Source organism: Psychrobacter sp. Sarcosine-02u-2, from assembly GCF_002836335.1.
Taxonomy (GTDB): Bacteria; Pseudomonadota; Gammaproteobacteria; order Pseudomonadales; family Moraxellaceae; genus Psychrobacter; species Psychrobacter faecalis.
Genome location: NZ_PJBX01000111.1, coordinates 16,445 through 31,038 on the forward strand (window position 1 = coordinate 16,445; position 14,594 = coordinate 31,038).

Genomic DNA, 14,594 nt, shown 5'->3' on the forward strand with positions numbered 1-14,594 from the left:
AACTAATTGTGAGCGTAACGGTTTTTTTAAATTTAAACCGCTTCTAGACGCCACTCATTATCTACAAAGTTTAAACGATGCGTCAGCGCTGTTGGACGGTCATCAGCCGTTAATGGCATAGTGACGCGGTAACCTTGCTGACGTAAACTTGTGACCTGTTGTAATAGATTCTGCATTTGCGCTTTATCAGCATTAGCGTGCTGTAAAGCCTCATAATCAACCAATACAATAATTGGTAACTCAAGCTGCGTATGCGCCAACAAACGGCTGACATCCATACTAAAGCCTGTCGCTTGACGGGGCTGCTTTACGCTTAATTGACCAACACTTTGCATACCATCAAAGCGCCCACCACGTACCAGCGGCTGGGTTTCGCTATTGATATAGCCGTTAAAGATAATACCCGTATGATAATGATAGCCCGACAGTTCGGTCACATCGATACTGACTGGCGTCTGCCACTGCGTTTCTAAATGGGCCTTTAGACGTTGCAACTCATCGACAGCCGTCACGATATGCGTATCTTGCTTAGCCGTATCTGACAGCGTGTCTAACAGTTTTGCCATATCATGACCAAAGCGCGCCAATGCGTAAAAATCATTACCCATTGTCAATAGCTGGCAGACACGTTTTAGCTCAGGTAAATTTTTATTGGCATAAAGATGCATCAACTGCTCGGTGTCATTATCCGACAACTCAGCCAATGCTGCCAAGCGCTTAAATATCGCCACATGACCCAAGTCAATATGTAGCGCTGCGCTCATATCTAAGCTATTGACCATACTAAACAGTACATCTATCAGCTCAATATCAGCTGCAAGCTCGCCGCAACCAAATATCTCCGCACCGAGCTGTAGCGGTGTACGTGAGCCAAAGAGCCCTGAAGGTAAGGTATGGATGACGTCGCCTGCATAGCAATAACGCGCAATACCATGACCGCCGTGATGGGCATCAATACGCAAAATCTGTGGCGTAATATCGGCGCGCACGCCCATCAAACGACCGGTCAGCTGATCAATAATCTTAAAGGTTTGGCGCTTTAAATCTTCTGAGGCTTCACTCAATAACGATTCGGTAAACTCAATCATGGGCGGATTGACCAACTCATAGCCATGACTGATCAGCTGCTGGATCAATTGATGTCTCAGGACCTCTTGCTTATGGGCATCTTCAAACAGCACATCGACGACCCCGTCAGGCAGCAGCCAGCTATTATTGGCAACGTCGCTGGCAAAATTGCTTAGATATGGCAGACCATTAGCGGCAGCACGGTTATCAGCAGGCTGGGTCGCCGCTGGTTTTGTCGTATTTGACTGGGCAGGTTTTGCAGAATCAGAACTGACAGACACAATGAATCCTTGTTTGGCGTAGCGCTTACCAAAAACGCGGTACTGATGCGGTACTAAAAAGTCGTATTCATAATGGCAGTGATATAAGGCGTTTTGTATTTTTGACGCGCAACATCACCGACCCAATTATCTATAAGCAAACTAGGTGACCGCAAAAGGGTGAGTAATAAGTATAAGTTAGGATGATAAGACGAGTATCTTTATGCGCTAAAATTTATGCGATAGAAAACTATGATAAATAATCAAGGCACTTTATGCTTTAGTTTAGCATAGCAGTCAAGCTTCGCCTAGTGACAATTGAACCCAATTGCCATCTAATTATTTTTCAAACGCATGATGTATTAAACTCATTGTCTCCTAAACTTATTCTTTAACAAAGAAGCGGCCTGACTCATAAACCGTACTTAAACCTTGTAAAGCGTTTACCATCTGTTGCTTGATAAGGCCTTATCGCTAGACTCATGTTACACTAAAGCATATTTTTATCTCGGAAAGCCTTATGTCATCTGATTACCACCCAAACCCTGCCATCAACCAAACCAACGTCCTTGGCACTGCCCTTGCTAGCTGTTGTTTTGACCCTATTACTGGCTATTACCGCAATGGCTTTTGTCATACCGGTAACCATGACGTCGGTCAGCATACCGTCTGCGCGAAGATGACCAGTGAATTTTTAAACTTTTCTGCCAGTCGCGGTAATGACTTGATTACGCCGCTGCCTGAGTATGGTTTTTCTGGCCTGCAACCTGGTGATTACTGGTGTATCTGCGCGCTACGCTGGGTTGAAGCATTAGACTTCGATATTGCCCCGCAGATAAAGCTCGAAGCCTGTCATGAAAGCTTATTAAGTTTGGTTGATATCGACACGCTAAAACGCTATGCATTGTAATTTGCAGAGAAGCAATATAAAAAAGGTGAGGGACATAAATTAATAGGCTAAAGATGTTTTAGCCCATGTCATTTTCACGTTTATTTAACATTTATTTAATATTAGCCACCGACTAAAGGAGAAGGTATGAACCAAGATGATGACCTGATTGTCAAACCGACAACGCGTATCACACCTGACTCTAATGTCAGCCTTATCGACACCAGTATGGGCGATGAGCGCTCTTATTTAGATAATTACGCCAGCTATGACAGCTATATTTATGGCGACGCCGATGCGACGGTCGAAGATACGATTGAGACAATGACCGTCTATGATCCCGACTCTGAGCGCTATGAAGATATCGACTTATCGAGCGTTGATGAAGTGGTCAATTGCTACGCCTACTCGCGTAAAACTGGCGAAAAAGTCAATAAAATCGGCCTAAATGATGTCAGTCGCGCTTTAAGTAATAGCGGGCAATTTATCTGGCTGGGTCTTTATGACCCAAGTTTAGAGACCATGGTAAAAGTGAGAGATGCCTTTGAGCTGCACGAGTTGGCGATTGAAGACGCTTTTGCTGATCATCAGCGCGCCAAGGTTGAAAACTACGACAATGACATGATATTTGTGGTGCTGCGTACCGCCAAACTTGAAGACAACGTCATTCGCTATGGCACCACGGCGATATTTATGGGCAAAAACTATCTGATTACCATTCGTAATGGGCCATCGAACTCTTATGCGCCGGTGCGCGAACACTGCCATCGTCGCCCAGAAAAGCTGCGCATGGGACCTATCTTTGTCCTGCATGCCATTCTCGATTTTATCGTCGATAACTATATGCCGATTACCGATCGCTTAGGCAGTTATCTGCGTGAGCAAGAACGTAACATTTTTACTTATGAGTTTAATAAAGAAACGCTTAGAAATCTGTATGAACTAAAATCCCAGCTGGTGCATATGCGTGCGGTGATTTTGCCGGTGCAAGATATCTGTAGTTTCTTTATTAATCACGATAAAAGCGATTTGATATCGCCGTTTTCCCATGCTGCAAAACCTTATTTCCGAGATGTGAATGACCATTTACTACATTCTTTAGATGCGATTAATGGCTTAAATGAAATGCTTAGCGTGGTCATGAATACTTACCTCGCCATGGTAAATATGGGACAGAATGAGGTGGTACGTAAACTCGCTGCTTGGGCTGGTATTTTGGCCGTACCGACAGCGATTGCTGGTATCTATGGCATGAACTTTGATTTTATGCCAGAGCTACATTGGCAGTATTCTTACCTTGTTATCATGGCAGTTATCATCTCACTGTGTAGCTTTTTATACTTTAACTTTAAACGCTTGGGTTGGCTGTAATTTAAGAGAATTTCAGACAAAAAAAGGGCTGCCATTTAATTGGCAACCCTTTTTTTATTAAAAACCATTTATTCGCAGCATTTATTGAAAGCCATTCAATAATGATGTTTTTTGAAAAAACCTTATTTACGATAAGGCTTACTATCAACGCTTGGTAGATGATGCTCGGTACTACTTATTTGATGATCATCCAAATAATCTTCTGGTCGCCCAAACATCTTCGCCGTCCACGTTAATATCACAATCGACGCACTCAGTACCATAATGGCAAAGGAAATCGTTGCCAATAGCCAAAGATGAAAGTTATCGGATACCGCTTGTACATCGACGACCAAATGGCGTGATAAAGCAGTAATCGCAATAAATATCAAAAACTGCACTGGCAGACGATGGGTTTTAAAGTAAATCCCAATCATAGCGAGCAGTTCAAGATAAATAAATAGCAATAAAATATCTTTTAAATCTGCTGAGCCTTTTTGCACAATAGAAAAGAACTCTTTGCCAGCCGTCCAAACCACCACCACACTGATTAAAAATAAAATAATATAGTGGCAGATATCGACAAACTCACGGCCGATATGCTGCATGCGCTCATGGATACCCATATTGGAATTTGCTACATCGATACCATTGCTTTGATAGGCTTTATTATTTTTCTCTGTCGATAGCTGTTCAGGTTCTTGCTCGGACAGCGTCTTCATTAGCTGACTGCACTGTTGTCTAGACCAGCAGACTTTTCAGCTGCATCAACGGTTTGGCGAATAAGGGTATTAATGGTCATCGGTCCAACGCCACCTGGAACTGGTGTATAAGCACTGGCAATATTTTCTATACCTTGCAACTCGATATCACCAACGCCGCCATTATCCGTTGGATGAAAACCTGCATCGATGACCACAGCCCCGGCTTTAATCCAATCAGCTTTGATCAGCTCAGGTACACCTACTGCCCCAACGACGATATCAGCGCGTTTAATATGTGACTCTAAATCTTGCGTTCTTGAATGGCAAATCGTTACCGTGCAGTTGGCATTTAATAGCATCATCGCCATTGGTTTACCCAAGATGGCACTGCGCCCTACGACCACGGCCTCTTTGCCTGCAAGCTCAATATTATAATGCGCTAATAAATGCATGATACCTTGCGGCGTACATGAGCCGTAAGCAGATTGCTGCATCGCCATACGACCAAAACCCAAACAAGTCACACCATCGACGTCCTTTGCCAAGTCAATCTGCTCAAAGCAAGCACGCTCGTCGATATGCGCCGGAACTGGATGCTGCAATAAAATACCGTGGACGTCTGGATTATTATTGAGCTCATCTATTTTTGCCATCAGCTCTTCGGTCGTTGTCGCACTTGGCATTTCAACGCGTATAGAGTCCATGCCGACACGTTTACAAGCATTGCCTTTCATACGTACATAAGTTGCAGAAGCAGGATCGTCACCGACCAATATCGTCGCTAAACTTGGAGTACGTCCGGTCTTATCTTTGATAGCGTCTACACGCTCACTCAGTTGCTGTTCTATTTGTTTAGCAAGTGCTTTACCGTCCAAAACGGTAGCAGATCCTCGGGCAGTTGACGTAATAGACGCAATTGACATAGTAACTCCAATAAAGGGTGCGATAAAAAATAGGGTGCGATAAAAATAAAGACAGCGCCTGCAAGTTTTTGCATGCCTGTCTTATGCTCGGTCAATTCTTTTTGACCGTTGATCGAGACTATATTGTACCTGTCTGAGCTAAGAAATCCTAGCGCCCTATTGACAGTAGAGACTTTAAAAACAGTAAACTCACTATAAAAAATCGGCCTATTAATTATAATAGACCGACTTTTTATGTTCGAAAACTTCCTTAAACTTATTAAACAGTGATTTAATAAGTTTGCAGCTCAATACCTACGCCTACTCCAACATCAGTGGACTGAATATCAGAGTCGACTGCCCACAGCCTACTAGATATCAGCGTCTTTGGATTGTATTGATGCTCCCAAGCCACATCAATACTGGTCAACTTATCAGTCGTTGGAAAGGCTTTATTAATAGGTTCATCCGCTTGATTCACCTTGGCATGTTGTACTTTTGCATTAATGAAATTACGGTTATCGAGCCATAAGCGACCACCAAGCGCAATACTTTCCGCATCACCGCCTAGTGCATATCCTAATGGAAAACCTTGCTGATAATAGCCGTCTGTATAGATAAAGTGGTCATAAGAAACGCCTTTTACCTCACCACTAGAACGAGTGTCTGTATACTCTGCATACAGTTGGTACGGCTTACCATAAGCAGCAGAAGCATAATCAACACCAGCTAAATACATATTTTTAGCAGGCAAGCCGCCTGCTTCATCTTCACCCACATATTGAGCATAAACACCTGCAGGAATATTCACCAATGGTGCTAAATTTAAGCGCGCATCAAAACCACCCAGTTGATTAGCTGGGTCATCAGCCGCCTCTATACTATTAGTTGCTTCGTTATCTTTGGTTCCTAATAAAGCATCAGTAAAAGAGCTAAAACTCTGTGGACGACCCTCACCGCCCCACATAAAGGTACGTGAAGCCCCTAATTCTAACCAGTCTGTAGGATTAGCTGTTAGGCGCATACCAAATAGCTTAGCATCAGGAATCGCCTCATAATCCTCTAGCTGACCGGCAAATAGCTGATATTGCCAAGGTCCAACCCACGATAAATATTGTGATGTCGGCGCAGTTTGTTTATCCCGCTGCATCGTAAAACCTGCAACTGGTAAGCTTGCATCGCCTCGAATAAGGCTACCATCATGCCCAGGGCCCCACCACGTTGGAATCTTACCTGCTATTAACCACTGATTGGCTGCGGTACCAGCAAGGTACGAGCCTTCAAAGCTAACGTCTGAGCCATCTTCAATGAGTTTGTCATTTTTTAAATTGGCTTGTAGATTAAATTCCCACTCTGTTTCGCTAAGTGACACCCCAACGCTTGCTTGTTGACCCGCCAGCTTATCATCTGCAAATTTTTGTGGTAGCTGATCTCTATCGGTTTGTACGTGCAGTGCCGCCGACCCTTTTACCACAGAATTGCGGTTTTGAGCTAGGCGCGTTTGTACCGACTGCAGGATCTGCTGCTGCGCTGGCGTCTGGGCGTTCGCCGTATTTAAAGCGCGCTTGATCTCATTGGTAGTTAGCGGCCATGTACTAGTACTAATCTGCGCAACCCCTTGAGCATTGAGCCAGTCGAGATCGGCCTTAAGCTTGAGATCGTTCATATATAGGTTTTGTGCAGATGCTAGCATCGATATTGATGATAGGACACTCAAACTTAGGATCAGACTTAGCTTTTTATACATGATAGATTATTTCCAAATGACTGAAATTATATTGTTTTTCATTTAACTGCGTCGCCACTACCTTTACCTAAAGCAGTACTCAGTATATAAGAAAAATAACTTTTAAGATTGAGAGTATCAATCATTTCTTTGTCTTTTTTAGCTAAGCGTTCGGGCGTAGACATATCGATGCCACTCAATTGAGCCAGACCCGTGATACCTGGTAAGACGTTATAAACTCCCATCTCTTCTCTAGCTTCGATAAGGTCTTTTTGATTAAACAAGTTGGGTCTTGGACCTACCAAACTCATCTCACCTTTTAATACGTTAATAAGCTGTGGTAGCTCATCTAGCTTTGTTTTACGCAATACTCTGCCCAGTTTAGTGATTGAGCTGTTATCAGCTAAGTGACTAGCCACAGAAGCTGTATCTACCTTCATAGTACGGAATTTAATCAGTTTAAATGGTTTCTGATCTTTTCCTACCCTCTCTTGGATAAACAAAGGCGAACCTGTATCCAAATAACCAATAGCAGTTGCACCAATTAATAACGGTGAGGCTGCTACTAGACCGGTCGCTGAAAAAACGATATCTAAGGGTCGCTGAAAAACCATTGACTTAGGAGCCATTAAGTTTGATTTATAAGATCTAGCAGTCTTTTGAATCGACTCGCTAGTAGAATACTTAGGATGCCAACCTAATAAGGTTTTTGCCTTACTAATATCTACTTGTAATGAGCCTGACAGTCTTTGAGCCACACCTGACTTGCCAATCGCACTTGCTGCCGTGTTAATAAATTTAGCAGGTATATTTACCGCTTTATTTTTGACACCCAGACCTTTTGATATCTCTTCTAACAAAGCAGCTGTAGATATATCATCATCGTCAGATATTAAAAACACTTCGTTTTTAGCATCCTTATGCTCGATACAGGTAACAATAAAATCAACCAAGTTGTCTACAGACACTAAGCTACGTAAGTTCTGCTTAATGCCACCTATTGGCAGAGGAATACCTTTATAATTCCATTTCATTAAAGAATGGAAGTTACCTTTGACATTTTCACCATATACCAAACTAGGACGAATAATCACAACTTCTAACGCAGTTGTATCCGCGATTTTTACTAAACCTTGCTCAGCTTCGTATTTGGAGACACCATACGGATCGATAGGATTAGGTTTAGAACCTTCGGTATAAGGTCTACCAAGCTCTGTTGCTTCGCCATTGACTTTGATTGAGCTGATAAATATAAATCGCTTTACACCTGATTCAACAGCTTGACGAGCTAGATTTAAAGTACCCTCAACATTTACTTTACGGAACTCAGTTAGAGGATCAGCAGACTTGTCATCCATCATATGCACGCGAGCAGCTGAATGAATAATGACATCGATATCTCTTAGGACACTAGTTAAATTACTGTTATCTTCTAAATTGTTTATAAGTCTATATTCGCAATCTTGCTGCAACTTTGGTAACTTACGTACACTAGCTATAGTTTGATACTCTGTAGTCAATAAACGTTTAACTATTGATTCACCTACAAAACCATTAGCGCCTGTTACTAAAATATTCATTCTTAATCCTGTTGTCAGTATTTTAACTACTTTCCTTCAATACTGAATTATAAAAACTTAAATAATTATTCCAAACCTTTTCTTGATCAAAGTTCTCAATAGCCCATTCTCTCGCTAAAGTATATCTCTGATTAAAGTGTGGATCTATAGAAGCTTTATCAATAGCTTCGGCTATAGATGCTGTATCTTTGAAACTAAATTTTTTGCCACTAACCCCTTCTTTTACACTATCTTTGACACCAATAACATCATAAGCAAAAGTTGGAATACCACAGCTAGCAGCTTCGATGGCAACATTTCCAAACCCTTCTCGATGAGTTAAGAATAAATGGAGGTCGGCTTCTATAAAGTGATCTTCAATACTATCGGTGTAAGGGATATGTATAATACTAGGGTTGTCAGACATCAATGATGATAATAATGCTTCCGAAGAAAAATCCTCAATTGGCCCCACAAGTTTGAAAATAATATTTTTATTCTGAATGTGGGTAATAATTTCTGCAAAGTCATAAATCCCTTTATCGACACAAATCCGACCTGCTATTAAAACCGTAAACGGTTGGTCATGAACAAGGTTTCTAGGTTGAAATTTATCAGTATTAACACCATTTGAAGAGCCTGAACCTAATAAATAAGACTTAGTTGGGCTTATTAAGCCTTCGTTTAAATAAGCTTCCTTTAGAGATTCTGAAATAAAAACGACTCTTTTTGATGTCGATAAAGATAGTTTGTCTAAGAGTTGATAAAGCTTTCTTTTTCTGCCAAAAAAATTTTCATAAGCTCTACCTCTAATAATGGCAATTGTATTGTTATGCCGTGTTATCAAGGTAGCTATACTACCTAGTAACAGTGCTTTAGGAGTTGAGTACACTACTAAATCAAAACGATTAGCAGAGAAAAAGGAGGTAAGAGTTATCAAAGCTTTGATATCTTTAATGACTGAGGGTTTGCGGACTAATTTAGCATCAAGTACCTTACCTACTTGTCGTTCACGTAGTTTATCGAAATCCTGTTTACTACCACCTGAGATAAAAGTAATATCGAAATTAGAGTTTTCTCGAAAATACTCAAACTGTCCACGACACAACATTTGATAGGAAACTGCATCTGTTAAAACAAAGCAAACTTTAGGTCTAGTCATTAATTAACCTCAATATCATGCTTACTAGTAATAGTAGAAGGATTGTCGATTCGTTCTTTTATTTCTTTTGCCGGCGCACCTGCAACCACTACATTATCTAAGGTGTCTCTAGTTACTACGGAATTAGCAGCAATTAAATTACCTTTACCAATAGTGACACCAGCAGCAATTACTGAATGAGCAGCTATCCAACTACCAAAGCCGATTTTGATAGGTGCAGGATGTGCTCCTCCTCTTTGAACAGAACCCTCTTTGAAACCATGATTACTAGAAGACATAACGACATAAGGAGCTAAAACAACTTCATCCTCAAACTCGATACCACCAATTGCGTTAATCCATGACCCTTTAGCAATATATATATTATTCCCCAGTTTTAGTCGATTTATAGATAATAAAGTAACATCCCTTCCAATTAGAAGGTTTTTAGGACGATTAGGTAATATTAATGATAAGCAAAACCCTCTTAGTTTAAGGCTAGGAGAAATATCTGGAAGCCAATTTAATGCTAAACTAGTAGACCAAAATGGTAATGCATATCTCATCTGATAGGCTAACTCTTTCGACAACTTACTCATACAATTTGCTCCAAAACCTATGTTTCTTTTTACTTAATGCTTCATCACTGTAGTTATCTACAACAAAATCCCTATTCCTTTGCCCCATTAACTCTCTTTTATACTGATCATCTATTAGATTACTGATCCTTTCAGCTAATTGTTTAATATTTTTAGAGTCATATAAAGCATCCACTTCTAGGACTTCAGGAATGCCGCCGACATTAGAGCCAATACAAGGAAGTCCCATTGTCATCGCTTCAAGTAAGGCTCTAGGCATCCCTTCAGTAAAGGAGGGTATAATGAATATATCAGAATCACATATGATAGAAAAAATCTTATTTCTATCAGTCAGCATTCCATAAAAAGTTACGTCAATATTATTTTCTAGAGCGTAATTACATAAAGTCTCACGTTGGCTACCGTCTCCTATTAAATGCAAATGAACATTAGTTAAACCATTAAGAGCTTTTAGTAAGTTTATATGACCCTTCTCGCCTTCTAGCCTACCCATAGATACTAAATGTATCTTATCTCCTATTTTATAATTAGATTTTCTAATAGAAATCTCACTGGACTTAAAGCTAGAAAAAACAATACTGGGTTTGTTACTACCATATAGTTCGCGGCAATACTCACTTACAAAGCTATTAGCTTTTGAAGAGCGTGCTTGTAGTTTTGCTAGTGTATTAAGTGATTTTGCTAACAACTTAATACCCATACCACCACCTGCAAATCCAATAATACCCTCCTCTATATTACCGGGGTACTCTCTAATAAAAGGTTTGCGGGAAGCTAGTAAAATAAAGAATAGAATGTTTGTTGCGTTGCCGCTTCTCAAAAGAAAGTGACTATGATTGGAGGAAGCTTTATATAACGAAGTTAATAATGAAGGTACTTTAGGGACAAACTGTTTAATCCCAATATAGTAGGGTAAAGGATAGAAGTCCACATTTTCACCATTCACTAAAACCATACCCTCTTCTACTTTACTAACCTTTTTTGCTCTTGCTATTACTGTTACATGGTCGAAATAGGTGAGGTAATCTTTCCAATAATAATAAGGAAAAGAGAGCTTAGTATAAAAGTCATTACCTACTTGATAGAACCTATGTTCTAGGCAGACAGCTACATTCTTAGAATAATGCATTAGACACCTTATATGTTTATAATTATAAACTATATCAGTATGTTAAAACCATACTGCTCATTAAATTCAGCTCTTAAAACTAATGTATTATCACATCTAAAGGGATTGATAAATTCTAGAGGTAAATCTAGAAAAAGCATTTTTATGATCATACTTAGCTATAGCCTTAGTTTGAAGCTCCCTATCTCTCCCCGCATAATTACTATGAATATATGTTATAGCCTTTACATAAGCTTCAATATTATTAGGAGGGAATAAATTATCTGAACCAAAGACTGTTTCTTTGATCGGATCGATGTCTGAGGCAACGTAAGGAATACCACAAATCATAGCTTCAATCAAGGCATTGGGTTGCCCCTCAGTTAAAGAAGGAAAAAAATAACAATTCATCGTATTTAGAAACTCAGGAATATCTCGGCGATTTTCAAAAACTAACACTTTATCCGATATACCCATCTTTTTTAAATTTTGTTGCAAGTTGCAGCAAACCCCTTTACCACAAAGAATAAAGTAAATATCTGGATATTTCTTCACTAAGATATTTGCCACTTCTATTATAGTAGAGTGGTTCTTTGCTTCGTTAAATCTACCTGTATGCCCTACAACAAAGGCGCTCTTTGGTATATCAAACATATCTCTAAGTGTATTAGTCTCAGATATATAATCTTTAGAATCAACACCATTTTGTATTACCTCAAAACGTACGTCATTTTCGAAACCGTTTGAGAAAAAGTATTTTAAACCAGCATTTGAGTTAGCTAAAATATCGGTTGCAAATTTAAGCACAAGACGGTTCAAAAATTTATTATATATAGCACGCATAATATTTTTTTTAAAGCGATCAGATGATGAGCGGTATAGTGCAATCCTCTTATTTATACATGATACGTAGGCTGTCATTAAAACCAGACCAGAAAAATTGCCAGTAAAGTCACAAACAGCTTCAATCTTATTTTTTTTAAAAAAAACAATCAATTTAAAGAGAGGTTTTAAATTTAAATAACCGATTTTATTTTTTACGATGTGAACATTAGGAATGGATAAATACTCAGATTCTAACTCTCCTCCATTACCACTTTTACAATAAATGTAAATTTCTTTAAAACTATGGCTTTGATATTTCAAATACCTTAACAAATAGTTTTCTATCCCTCCACTATCTAAGTTACTTATAAAAAATACTATATTAATAGACTTCATAGTAGTTTATATCCTTAATTTTTTTATAGCTAAGAAACCCAATTATTATTATTTTTTAATTTTTTTATCAAACTTTCTTTTGCAAATAATATGTATAAAAGCCACTCTATAATACTAACGATAACTATACAATAGTATGCTCCAAAAGCCCCAAAATACTCAATAAAAAATGGGATTAAAATAGCTGTAAGAACTAAAGATATTATTGTAAATTTTAATTGAAAGTTATATATACGAACGGAGGTCATCGCAGTCCCAATTAAAGAACCAGAAGATTTGAATAAAGTAGATATAAATATAAGTGTTAAAAACAATTCATATTTTCGATATTCTTCGCCATAAACTATACTTAATATTGAGCCACCAAAATAATAGCTAATTCCGATACTTACCGTACCTATTATAAATATAGATAATTGAGACTTTAGCAAATATGCTTTGAACATTAAGTAGTTTTTAGCACTTTTTACAAAATAAGGTAGGAAATACTGACCAAGAGCAGAGACAATAATTGAAAAAGCAGTTTGGCTATATGCAATTACTCCATATACTGCTAAAACCGAACTACCTAGTGTATACCCAATATATAATTTAATGCCATTAGAACTTAAAGAAGATATTGAAGAACTTAAAGATAAGTATACTCCATTTCTTATATAGACCCTGAAAAACTTAACTTGAGATTTAATGGGTATTATTGAAACGTATTCTTTATTTTTAGTTAGCCAGTAAAAACTGTAAAAAACTGTCGCGAAAAATAAATTTTTCTCAATTTCTTCAAAAACAAGTGAAAACAAGAATACTAAGGAAACGTAAACTAATGTTCTAATAAACTTTATTAAAAATATATCCCTAAAACAGTAACCCTTTTGTAAATAAGCAATTCTAATATCATCGTTCTGCTCCAATACTTTGTATATTAAAACTGAACTAATTAACAGAAAAGTAGTATTGTCTTTAAAAAAAATAAAATATAAAATATAACTAATGAATACAATAGCAAAAGATATTAACTGCCTAGCAAAAATAATATTAGATTCTTTTATCAATCTTTCATCTAATGTTACTACTAAATTTGGCAATTTTAGTGAAAGAAATAAAGCTATTGGAGTTATAAGAGATAGAGCAAAGAAATAATGACCTAAGTCTAAAGTAGAGTAAGATCTAGTCAATAAAACTATTATAATCCATTGACCCAAAGCATATATAATATTTCCTGCTAATAACCATTTAATTCGCATCTAAGAAACCTTTCTTCTTAAATTAACTAACACTACAACAATAATACCAAAACCAAGGTTTATTATAAAAACGCCGAAAGCCCCTACAAAGCTTTGCCTTATATGGAAGAAAAGAGCAAAAACCAAACTTAAAGCTATTAAGCCATAGCTTTCTAAACTAATTCTTTTATCGACTACCTTCAAAATCATACCGGTAAATAACCCTATAAAAAAAACCCCTAACCAACTAAAATTTATTTTTGACTCAGCTATAATAGAAAATCCATATGGTCCTGCCTTTTTAGCAATAGCAACGTTCATAAGACGCATATCTTCATCTGCTGATACCCTTTCTTTTATAGGCAATAACCTTAAAAAAGCTCTTTCGAATGGAGCATAATAAGTGGCACCATATTGATATTTCATTTCTTTATTATCAATCCATTTACTCACCTCATACACCGGTCTTAATGATCCTCCTAACTCTGCTACAGTAGCTAAAGGGCTCACATCAATTTCTTTGTTCGACCCACTTTCTCCTCTATATATAAATACTAGAGAAGATAAAGTTAAAATAGTTGCTATACCTACAATTGCTTTGGTATAGCTTACTCTAACAACACCATTTATAACCAATAGTGGCAAGGCAATTACAAGAGGAAATATAACTTCTCCTCTTAAACCGAGAGGAAAAGCCACTAACGACCAAATTAAAAATATAAAAACCGCCAATTTTGCATATTTTTTTAATGTACAGAGAATAACTAAAAGAAATCCTATGATTTGATTTAAATAAACAAAAGCAAAATTTAAAATAGGTATTTGGCTATTATCTTGGTATATAGCG

At 38.1% G+C, this 14,594-nt stretch carries 13 protein-coding genes; 2 read left to right on the forward strand and 11 right to left on the reverse strand.

Annotation, left to right across the window (positions count from 1 at the left end):
- Window positions 1–32: 32 nt before the first annotated feature.
- Window positions 33–1,349 carry an ATP phosphoribosyltransferase regulatory subunit gene (locus tag CXF58_RS01760; RefSeq protein WP_102076377.1) on the reverse strand — a complete coding sequence of 439 codons (1,317 nt, stop codon included), beginning with the start codon at window positions 1,347–1,349 and terminating at the stop codon, window positions 33–35.
- A gap of 499 nt (window positions 1,350–1,848) precedes the next feature.
- On the opposite strand from CXF58_RS01760, the gene CXF58_RS01765 reads away from it, so the two are divergent.
- Both CXF58_RS01765 and corA read left to right on the forward strand, forming a co-directional pair.
- Complete coding sequence (locus CXF58_RS01765) at window positions 1,849–2,238, forward strand: DUF2237 family protein (protein WP_068407701.1); 390 nt, start codon at window positions 1,849–1,851, stop codon at window positions 2,236–2,238.
- Between the two features lie 126 nt (window positions 2,239–2,364).
- Window positions 2,365–3,588 (forward strand): magnesium/cobalt transporter CorA, encoded by a 1,224-nt coding sequence (gene corA, locus CXF58_RS01770; RefSeq protein WP_102076378.1) that lies wholly within the window; start codon window positions 2,365–2,367, stop codon window positions 3,586–3,588.
- A gap of 122 nt (window positions 3,589–3,710) precedes the next feature.
- Here corA and CXF58_RS01775 read toward each other — a convergent pair whose 3' ends face one another.
- From CXF58_RS01775 to wzy, 10 genes are all read right to left on the reverse strand, one after another.
- Window positions 3,711–4,193 (reverse strand): phosphate-starvation-inducible protein PsiE, encoded by a 483-nt coding sequence (locus tag CXF58_RS01775; RefSeq protein ID WP_102076388.1) that lies wholly within the window; start codon window positions 4,191–4,193, stop codon window positions 3,711–3,713.
- 95 nt (window positions 4,194–4,288) lie between these two features.
- Window positions 4,289–5,194, reverse strand: a complete 906-nt coding sequence (folD, locus tag CXF58_RS01780; RefSeq protein ID WP_102076379.1) for a bifunctional methylenetetrahydrofolate dehydrogenase/methenyltetrahydrofolate cyclohydrolase FolD — start codon at window positions 5,192–5,194, stop codon at window positions 4,289–4,291.
- 271 nt (window positions 5,195–5,465) lie between these two features.
- Complete coding sequence (locus CXF58_RS01785; RefSeq protein ID WP_102076380.1) at window positions 5,466–6,920, reverse strand: capsule assembly Wzi family protein; 1,455 nt, start codon at window positions 6,918–6,920, stop codon at window positions 5,466–5,468.
- 38 nt (window positions 6,921–6,958) lie between these two features.
- Window positions 6,959–8,479: a hybrid nucleoside-diphosphate sugar epimerase/sugar transferase gene (locus CXF58_RS01790; RefSeq protein WP_102076381.1), complete on the reverse strand. Its 1,521-nt coding sequence runs from the start codon at window positions 8,477–8,479 to the stop codon at window positions 6,959–6,961.
- Between the two features lie 22 nt (window positions 8,480–8,501).
- On the reverse strand, window positions 8,502–9,620 hold the full coding sequence (locus tag CXF58_RS01795) for a glycosyltransferase (RefSeq protein WP_102076382.1): 1,119 nt from the start codon (window positions 9,618–9,620) through the stop codon (window positions 8,502–8,504).
- Complete coding sequence (locus tag CXF58_RS01800) at window positions 9,620–10,198, reverse strand: acyltransferase (protein WP_102076383.1); 579 nt, start codon at window positions 10,196–10,198, stop codon at window positions 9,620–9,622. Before CXF58_RS01800 ends, CXF58_RS01795 begins: the two co-directional genes overlap by 1 nt.
- Window positions 10,191–11,327 (reverse strand): glycosyltransferase family 4 protein, encoded by a 1,137-nt coding sequence (locus CXF58_RS01805; protein ID WP_102076384.1) that lies wholly within the window; start codon window positions 11,325–11,327, stop codon window positions 10,191–10,193. The genes CXF58_RS01800 and CXF58_RS01805 overlap by 8 nt, the downstream gene beginning before the upstream one ends.
- 96 nt (window positions 11,328–11,423) lie before the next feature.
- Window positions 11,424–12,527: a glycosyltransferase gene (locus CXF58_RS01810; RefSeq protein ID WP_102076385.1), complete on the reverse strand. Its 1,104-nt coding sequence runs from the start codon at window positions 12,525–12,527 to the stop codon at window positions 11,424–11,426.
- A 29-nt stretch (window positions 12,528–12,556) separates the two neighbouring features.
- On the reverse strand, window positions 12,557–13,768 hold the full coding sequence (locus CXF58_RS01815) for a lipopolysaccharide biosynthesis protein (protein WP_102076386.1): 1,212 nt from the start codon (window positions 13,766–13,768) through the stop codon (window positions 12,557–12,559).
- On the reverse strand, window positions 13,769–14,594 hold an 826-nt coding region (wzy, locus tag CXF58_RS01820), incomplete at its 5' end, for an O-antigen polysaccharide polymerase Wzy (protein ID WP_145989791.1).